The sequence below is a fragment of the Bradyrhizobium sp. genome (genome assembly GCF_049581145.1).
In the GTDB taxonomy this organism is placed as follows: Bacteria; Pseudomonadota; Alphaproteobacteria; order Rhizobiales; family Xanthobacteraceae; genus Bradyrhizobium.
This window is the reverse complement of record NZ_JBAURI010000147.1, coordinates 1-8,680: the sequence shown is the minus strand read 5'-3', so window position 1 is coordinate 8,680 and position 8,680 is coordinate 1. Positions and strand designations below refer to the sequence as shown.

Sequence of the window (8,680 nt, the reverse complement as noted above, 5' to 3'; positions counted from 1 at the left end):
GGGAGATCTGGACCGGCAACCAGCACGACAACATCCAGTATCTGCGCATTCTGGTACGCAAGCTGCGGCAGAAGATCGAGACCGATCCGAACCAGCCGCGCCTGCTGATCACGGAATCGGGCGTCGGCTATCGGCTACAGAATCGTCTCGAAGCTTGCCCTGCCGAGTAGACGTGCCCGCGCAAGTCGGTCTGGAGCAGAGACCGCATGCTTTATCTCCTCGCCACGATGACGGTGTCCGTTGAATTGGCCATGCTGCATCCCGCCACGCGCAAATCATTCTACGTCGTCGTATCCCGCAACGGCATTGGCCGCGATTGCTGGTGCTGGGAGATACGTCGCAGGAGAAACCCGATGGGCGTCAGAATCCGGGAGGGCGGCTTCCCCTCCCATCGCGCCGCGGAGCTCGCAGGACGAGACGCCCTGGAAGACTTTCTCAACAGCCTGTCGAGGGAAACGGGTCTCCAAAACACCTTTTGACCCCTCCTCAGCCGCAACGTGACGCGATCGCGGGCTGCACCGCCGCGAGATCCCGAGTTGCTGGAACGAACTTGCTGGAACGCGAAACAGATCTTTGGACAAATCGGCGTCGTGAACGTGGCCTTCATCGTGAACGCTTCAAGGGGTGAAGCGGCCGCGACCACGGTTCGCTTGAGCGCCGTCGTAGCGATTGCGAAGGCGCGATCGCTGCTGCGGGACGGCTGGCAGGTCTTCATCAGCGCACCCGACGGCGTTCGCTACATGCCCGACGAATTCGACAAGCTGCTCATGCTCGATCCCGCCGTTCGATCATCCCCATAAGCCTTGCGTCGAGCCGGCGCGTCAGCGAGGCAGATTCCACAACCCGTCCAGTCCCCGCACAAGAGCCGCCTCAACGGCAGCTTCGCTTGCGCGGCAAACAACAGCCAGATAGATACAGAAAATATCGTTTTGCCCCAAAAATACGTGCTTTGCTCAGAAAGAGGACATGGCCTTGGAATTCCTGATGGGGCGCATCACGGTTCTGGGATTTGAGGCCCAGAACTGGATGTTGATCGCAGCCGTCGTGATCGCCGTTTTCATGGTCGTCATCTGGAAGACAAGGGACCGGAGCTGAACAACGCGCTTGCGTCACCGCGCTGCTTTCACATCAACCACCCCTTCGCCGCCATCGCATAACTGGCGCGAATTGCGTCAGCGCCTGACCCAATCAATGACAAGCATCGCGGGTCTCGATGAGAAGGTTCAATCGCCCTCCATCGCAGACGGGCCCGAATACGATTCGCGCGCGACAAAAGATACGATCCGTACGCCGGCCACGCCGTCGTTGAACGCGCGGCGGATTCGGCGACCGCGCGTTCCGGCCGAGTCAGGCGGTAGACGCGCTCGATCGCCGATTGTCGGCAACGACGAAACCGGGACTGCGACCCCGATCGATCCAGCCGGGTAATCTGTCCAAAATTTAATTCTCTTCGCGGTCCCGAACCTCAATCGAACCTCGGTCCACTGCGTTGTTTGTTCGCTGCAGCCGGCGACGCCTCGCGTGCCGCAACGGCAATATCCCAGGTGATTGATTCAAGGTGACTCAATTGCGCCCGACGTCCGCCAGCTTTTCTGGGTTTCGCCAACCGTTGCTGGCAACCGTACTTCTCGCGATGGCGTTGTCGATTGCGCCAGTCATGAGATCATCGTTCGCGCAAACGATCCCGCAAGCCGACCCGATGCGGGCCGGCCCTCTCGGAGAGGAGGCGATGGGATCGGATAGCGCGCCGGTGACAATTATCGAATACGCATCGCTGACGTGTCCCCATTGTGCGCATTTCGCGGAGGAGACCTTCCCCAAGCTCAAGAAGGAGTACATCGACACCGGGAAGGTACGGTACATCTTTCGCGAATTCCCGTTTGATCCATTGGCTGCCAGCGGCTTCATGCTTGCCCGCTGTGCACCGAAGGGTGACTATTTCTCGGTCATCGGGCTCCTGTTTCGAACCCAGGAGCAGTGGGCTGTGCCGGAGCCAATCGGGCCATTGTTATCCGTCGCCCGGCAGGCCGGCTTCACAAAGCAGAGCTTCAAGGCCTGCCTGGCCAAGCAGAAGGTGCTTGGCGGAATCGAATGGGTTCGCGATCGAGCCGCGAAGAAGTTTGGGGTTGACGCCACTCCGACGTTCTTCATTAGCGGTCGAAAATACGTTGGCGACATGTCGATTGCAGAGCTGGATGAGGCTATCCACCCCTCTACGGGAAGTTGATCATGGGGCCTCGGTTCATGCATCATCGTCCCGGCGGCAACAAGCCGTCCATTCCCGAACGGCCTGATGGCTCCCGGAAGCCGGGTCGGCGACATGTGCCTTTCGACGGGGCCAAGGCCCGCGCCGGCTCCGCTCGCAAGAATAACGACTTTTTGACAAAACGCCCGGGACCGCATCTCTACTCACCGCGTTTCTCAAGCGCTCGACGATGTGAGCGGGCGCCAGATGCGCGCGCGAGCCACCACGCGGCGTGATGAATCGCCAGGTGCGGGCCGGTTTGGCGGAGAGTTTCCAGCCGGTCACAGATCGATTTCGGCAGAGCGTCGGATGAGCGGTCGGGGTTCGCGGCAAACGCAGCGACGAAAGGCTTTGAGGTCGCACGTGAAAAACATCGGAATACTGGTTGGGGCTATTATCTGGTCGCTCGTGCCGGCGATCACCCAAGCGGCCCAGCCGTGGGAGACGACCGATCGAACCGGTGATTTGCAGCAGACCGACAAGATACCGGTCATTGCCGCCAAGGACATCGTCGGGAAATCCATCGCCGATCGGAACGGAAATGCCGCAGGCCGGGTCGCATCGCTGATCGTCGACAGTGCAGGCGGGAAAATCAAATATGTCCTGATCGAGGGGAGTCCGAACTTTGATTTGGGCGGCTATCTCGTTGCGGTGCCGTGGCCGTCATTGACCTTCGGCCTCGACGGGAGAACGATCGCCGTCAACGTTACCGCAGACGAGTTGCGTCACGCTCCGCTGATCGATCGCAGCCTGATCTACCAGATGGTCGCATCGAGTACGCAAACGAGGCGTTATGGCTATTGGGGTTACCCGCGCGGGGTCGACCCGTACGGGTACGCCGACCTCGGCCCCGGGGATCCCTATCGGCCCGGCTTTTTGCCCGTGCCCGGTGGCTGTGCCGGTCTTTCGACCCCTGCTGGGGCGATGACAGAAAGAACTCAATGCGACCGGCTGACAGAACTTGAGCGCCAAACGGGCGACCCGCCGCAAGCGATCCGGACAGATCATCCCGCTCAGGAGCAGAGCAGCTTGAAGTTGGATCGGCAGCCGCCGGATCGACGAGAAACTTACAGTGATCAAAACTCGGGTCTTGCAGGCGATAACTCGGCTGTTGCAACCGATCAGTCGGGTAACGGTCAACGGGCGCATGAGGATCATCGGAGCGACTCCGCCGGCAGCCTTACCATAGACCAAAATGCCGTGGTCTCCGCGTTGCGGGCTCCGACGACCACATCGACATCCGGACTCACATCAGCACGCGTGTATTCCGAAAATGGCAGTCTGATCGGCCAGATTGATCAGGTTGTCATCGATCTCGATCGCGGCGATATCGCATACGTTGGGCTAGAGCGCCGTCAGCATTCCGGGCACCATCTGACCCGGCTAGCGATACCGATTCGAGCGCTGACCTGGTCCACCCACGATTCCGGAGATGACCGTCTAACGGTGAGCGAGCTGCTGCTGCGAAACACGCCGGCTCTCGAAGCGGGTGGGACCAGCCGGTCTCGCTTCGTTTCGAAGCAGAATCTCGCGGAACTTTACGCGCACTTCGATCTGGCGCCCTATTGGCGAAGGCCCCGCGATGGCTAAACGGTCACCGGCACCGCTCCACGTAACCGCGCGGTGGGACGGCCGCAATTCGACGTCGGGCGAAGATCAGACAGCAAGCCTGAGATAATTCTTCAATGCCGACCAGACGCCAGTTTCTTCGAGCCGCTGCGCTGCTCGCAACCGCTTCGGGGGCGGCCGAGCCTGTTCCGGCAGCGGCTCAGAGCGGCCCTCTCAACTTCTTCTCGACAGCGAGTATTGCCGAGGCCGGATTCGTCTACGGTCTGCCGATCGTGATGAACTACGAAATGATGTACAGGTGCGCCATTGACCGCTCCTCGAGGCAATTCAAGGCGCCCCTCAATCAGATCAGAAACGAGGACCGTATTCTTACCCACAAGGACACGGCTGCTCGTTCGCCGAACTGCGATACAATACGCTCCGTGGCCTGGATCGACCTGCGGGCGGAACCGGTTGTCGTATCGGTCCCCGCGATCGGACCGAAGCGCTACCTCTCAGTCCTGCTGTGCGATGGCAACCTCTACAACTACGGCTACATCGGTTCTCGCACCACCGGGAACGCGGGCGGCGACTTTCTCGTCGTCGGACCGGACTGGTCGGGCGAACCTCCGGCCGGCATCCGGAACGTTTTCCGGTCGACCACACAGTTTTCAATCGCACTATTTCGTACCCAGCTTTTCGACCCGAGCGACATCGACAACATCAAGAAGGTCCAGGCGGGATACAAGGTGCAGACGCTTTCCGGATATCAGAAGCAACCGCCGCCGCCCGCGCAAGCCATCCGCTTTCCAAAGATAGACAATCGGTTATTGAAGAGAAACTTCTTCGAATACCTCGCCTTCGCCCTGCAATTCGCACCGGCCCAATTCATTGAATCGGACATTCGCAACGAGCTTGCCCGAATTGGCGTCGGAGCCGGCCGGACCTTCAGGTTCAGCGATCTCTCGTTGAAGGAAAAGGTTGAGATAGCGTTGGGCATAAGGGTGGGCAACCGGGAAGTCGACAAGGCGCTCGTCGACGCCACCGTTGCGTTGGGCGGCTGGCAGTCCGTCGTGTGTTTTGGAGACGGCGCGTTCTACAACGGCAACTGGCTGTTGCGCGGGGCCCGGGCGGCGGTGGCCCTTTACGGCGATGATCCGCAAGAGGCCGTATGCCTGTTTACGCGGACGAGCGCAGACGGCGAGACGTTGGACGGCAGCAGGCGCAACTATGCGATCACCTTCTCCCCAGGTCAGTTACCGCCTGTGAACGCTTTCTGGTCTCTAACGATGTACGACGGAAATACGCAGTTCTTGAGCAAGAATTCGATAAACCGCTATCTCGTCAATTCGCCAATGCTGCCGACGATGAAAGCCGATGCAGACGGAGGACTGACGGTTCACATCCAGCACAGATCGCCGGGCCCCGACAAAGAGGCCAACTGGCTGCCTGCGCCAAATGGTCCGATTCTCTTGAAGCTGCGGCTGTATTGGCCCAAGATCCGACCGCCTTCGATTCTGCCACTCGGAAAAGGATCGTGGCAGCCTCCCATGGTCAAACAGGCATAACGAGCCAAGAACTGCGCGGCCGCAACGGCGCCTGTTGCTTTGGTTCCCGTCGCCGATCTCGCGCCGGGGTGGCGTCGAGCGGTTGTCGACGCAATATCTGCACTCGGCTCGCGGCTTCACACGCCTGCGACGCTGCACGGCGCTTCCACCCGTGGCGCAGTCCGCATCACGGCTGGCGTTCGACGACGCGCCGATTTGTGGAAGCGCTGGAGGGCCCGAGCACGGCAGCACCGCCATCCGGCCAAAGTCACCGGTCTGGAACCTTTGGCTGGGCTGCTGCTTCTAGTTGGCGCACGGCGCGTAGCGGGCCTCATCGCGCGGGTTCGACTGCTGATATCTGCGCCAACGTTTTACGCTGGAAGCTGATCGAAACTCGAGGTCGCGGCGTTGAGCAGCCGAGCCGCGGGCAGGCGCTACTAAAGCACCCTGTCGCTGAGTTTGCGGAGCGCGATCGAAGGGTGGTTTGGTGCGTAGTTCTGTCACTGCATATAGGACCTGGCGAGACATTCTCGCGGAGCACCCGCCTGCCCGCCTCGTTGCCCGGCGGCCATACTATCGCTGGCTGGTTGTCGGCACGGTCTGCATCGGCGCCTTCATGGGGCAGCTCGACGCCAGCATCGCACAGCTGGTTCTGCCAGTGCTCGAACGCGAATTTCATCATGGCCTCGGCCTCATCAGTTGGGTGGCCATCGCCTATACGCTGACACTGACGGTCCTTCTGCCGGTGTTTGGCCGCGTTGCCGATCTTTATGGCCGGAAGACCCTCTACACGGTGGGCTTCCTGCTGTTCGTGACGGGATCGGGGCTTTGCGGCATTGCGCCGGATTTGCCGTTTCTGATCGGGTTTCGGATTTTCCAGGCGGTCGGCGCCGCATTGTTGCAGACCAACAGCATAGCCATCGTCGTCAGTGCCGCGGGCGAACAGCATCGCGGACGGGCCATCGGTCTGCAGTCCGCCGCGCAGGCGGTGGGGCTCAGCGCCGGTCCAGCAATCGGCGGCTTGCTCATTCATGCATTGAGCTGGCGTTGGATTTTCTGGATCAATGTGCCCATTGGCCTGCTCGGTGCCATCATTGGCTGGCTTGTGCTGCCGCAGACCAAGACACATGCGCGCGGTCGGCAATTTGACTGGCGTGGCGCGCTGCTCCTCGCCCCGGCCCTGACGGCGCTGGTCCTTGCCATCAACCAAGGGCACGCGTGGGGCATTCGATCACCCGCGTTTCTCTGCTGCGCGTTCGTGCCGCCGCTTCTGCTGCCGCTGTTCATCTGGCGGGAGAACCGGCAACGCGCGCCGCTGCTCGACACGATGCTGTTCCGCCAGCACGTTTTCTGGGCCGGTAATCTCGCCGGCTTGCTGTCTTACGCAATGCTGTTCGGGGTATTCTTTCTCATGCCCTTCGTTTTCGAGCGCTCATTTCATGAAGACGCGCTCGCGGCCGGGTTCCAGTTGATGGCGGTTCCGGCATTTATCGGACTGTTGTCACCGCTGAGCGGTGCGCTCTACGACCGGGTCGGCCCGCGACTGCTTGCGACCGCCGGCATGCTGCTCAGTTTCATCAGCTTCGTCTGGCTCGCGTTGGCGTTGCGACCCGGACAAACCGCCCCGTTGCCGTTGACACTCGCGCTTGCGCTGTTGGGCATTGGGCAAGGACTCTTCACATCGCCGAACAACAGCTCGGTCATGGCGGCCGCGCCCGAGCATGACGTCGGGCAGGCCGGCGGAATCCTCAACGTGACACGATCGTTCGGCACCAGTGTCGGCGTGGCAGCGGCGGCGGCTGTTCTCGCGTGGCGTCTGGGCGCCACGACCGGGCGGATTGGCGACAGCCTGCACGCGCCGCCCGAGGCGCTCCTGAGTGCCGCGCGCGTCGTGTTGGCCATGTTCGCCATCTTCGCGCTGATCGCCGCCGCACTTTCGTGCATGCGCCGCGAGGGCGAGCGAAAGCGGCGCGGCGCCGACGAAGAAGCAACCATTTGAGAGGACGCCTTGGGGCCACTCGAGAGCGCGGTCGCGTTGGCGTTTCATGTGGCACCCTCCGCGCACTGCTTGATCGGCCAAATATACTCCTGCCTCCATCGCGTTCCCTGTGAATGGGTCCTCGTGCTCGCCGTGATTGCTCTTGCCGAGCAATCATCTCGGCACAGAAACCTCATCGCACCGACCTTACGGAGTTTTCATCATTCGTCCCGCCGGTTCCGGCAACGGCCCGGCGTCCTGAGGCGTTGAGTGATCGCCGGAACGAATCCGGCAACCCAAACAAGCTCGAAAGGACGACCATGAAAGCACTCGCTATTGCATTGCTCGCCAGCGGCGTGATTGCCGCGCCGGCGCTCGCCGCTTCTGGCGGATCCCAGCAGCCACAGTCCACCCAGATGCAACCCACCCAGACGCAGAACAGCGGCCAGCAGAACAGTTCCGGGCAGTCGGCTCAGAATGCTCCGAATAACCAACCGATACCGCCGCAGAAGCTGTCGAGCACGGAGGTCAAGCAGGTTCAGCAGGCTCTCGACAAGGATGGATTCCGCGCCGGCCGGACCGACGGACGGTGGGGACCAGAGACGCGAGTCGCCCTGGAAAAATTCCAGCAGAGCAAGCAAATCCAATCGAACGGCCGGCTCAACCAGCAGACAATCGCAGACCTCGGTCTGAATACCTCGGAATTTTCGCAGAACCAGAAGACAAAGTAGCCGCGGCTTGCACGCTGCCGGGGCGCTCGGCGCAGGGACGCGCCCCGCGCCGGGCCCCCGCGGCGGCATTGCGCCAATTCGGTCCAGGCCGAACGATCCGGCAAAGCCGGCCGGTGGAATATGAATGAAGCCTTGGGCATCAAGTTCGATTTCTTCGCTCGGGTTTGTCCGGGTCCTACGCCGCCAATCATAGCCCCTGCCCGACCGAACGCTCGTACTCCCGCTCCATGAGACGGAAGCAATCGCAGCACAGGCTCTTGAGCAGCTCGGGATGCTTGATGACGATCAGGTTCCGGCTTGTTTCGATCACCCGTTCCCTTTGAAGGATCTCGAGGCATTCGGTGACGCTCGCCCGGCGCACTCCCAGTAGGCCCGCCAAGGTCAGATGCGTCAACGGCAGCTCGTTCCGCTGAAGTCCGCTGCGCGCAAGAAGCAGCCATCTTGCGAGGCGCTGCTTGAGCCGATGAGCCGAATTACATGCCCCCGACTGAGAGGTCTGCATCAGGACGACGCCGACATACCGATAAAGAATCGCATGGAGTACCGGCAATTCGTTCAGAGCGGCGCGGAAATCGCTCATGGGAATTTGAATCGCGCTTCCGCCGACTCGCACGACGCGCCGATGCAGCAG

10 protein-coding genes are annotated in these 8,680 nt (G+C 61.3%); 9 read left to right on the top strand and 1 reads right to left on the bottom strand.

Going from position 1 to position 8,680, the window contains the following annotated elements; genetic code table 11:
• The 9 genes from WCB02_RS04865 to WCB02_RS04825 all read left to right on the top strand — a co-directional run.
• On the top strand, nucleotides 1-170 hold a 170-nt coding region (locus tag WCB02_RS04865; RefSeq protein WP_423956704.1), incomplete at its 5' end, for a winged helix-turn-helix domain-containing protein.
• Nucleotides 171-206: 36 nt separating this feature from the next.
• On the top strand, nucleotides 207-479 hold the full coding sequence (locus WCB02_RS04860; RefSeq protein ID WP_423956703.1) for a hypothetical protein: 273 nt from the start codon (nucleotides 207-209) through the stop codon (nucleotides 477-479).
• A 129-nt stretch (nucleotides 480-608) separates the two neighbouring features.
• Nucleotides 609-800 (top strand): hypothetical protein, encoded by a 192-nt coding sequence (locus tag WCB02_RS04855; RefSeq protein ID WP_423956702.1) that lies wholly within the window; start codon nucleotides 609-611, stop codon nucleotides 798-800.
• Between the two features lie 166 nt (nucleotides 801-966).
• Nucleotides 967-1,095: a hypothetical protein gene (locus WCB02_RS04850; RefSeq protein WP_423956701.1), complete on the top strand. Its 129-nt coding sequence runs from the start codon at nucleotides 967-969 to the stop codon at nucleotides 1,093-1,095.
• 634 nt (nucleotides 1,096-1,729) lie between these two features.
• The gene (locus tag WCB02_RS04845; RefSeq protein ID WP_423956700.1) at nucleotides 1,730-2,227 is read left to right on the top strand and encodes a DsbA family protein; all 498 of its coding nucleotides are present in this window, start codon (nucleotides 1,730-1,732) and stop codon (nucleotides 2,225-2,227) included.
• Between the two features lie 381 nt (nucleotides 2,228-2,608).
• Nucleotides 2,609-3,835, top strand: coding sequence for a PRC-barrel domain-containing protein (locus tag WCB02_RS04840; RefSeq protein ID WP_423956699.1), 1,227 nt, complete (start codon nucleotides 2,609-2,611; stop codon nucleotides 3,833-3,835).
• A gap of 95 nt (nucleotides 3,836-3,930) precedes the next feature.
• Entirely contained in the window at nucleotides 3,931-5,361 is a 1,431-nt protein-coding gene (locus WCB02_RS04835) for a DUF1254 domain-containing protein (RefSeq protein WP_423956698.1), read from the top strand.
• A gap of 466 nt (nucleotides 5,362-5,827) precedes the next feature.
• Nucleotides 5,828-7,339: an MFS transporter gene (locus WCB02_RS04830; protein ID WP_423956697.1), complete on the top strand. Its 1,512-nt coding sequence runs from the start codon at nucleotides 5,828-5,830 to the stop codon at nucleotides 7,337-7,339.
• Nucleotides 7,340-7,659: 320 nt separating this feature from the next.
• Nucleotides 7,660-8,049, top strand: a complete 390-nt coding sequence (locus WCB02_RS04825) for a peptidoglycan-binding domain-containing protein (protein ID WP_423956696.1) — start codon at nucleotides 7,660-7,662, stop codon at nucleotides 8,047-8,049.
• A 187-nt stretch (nucleotides 8,050-8,236) separates the two neighbouring features.
• Here the strand turns inward: WCB02_RS04825 and WCB02_RS04820 are convergent.
• A partial coding sequence (locus tag WCB02_RS04820) for a Crp/Fnr family transcriptional regulator (protein ID WP_423956695.1) occupies nucleotides 8,237-8,680 on the bottom strand: 444 nt, incomplete at its 5' end.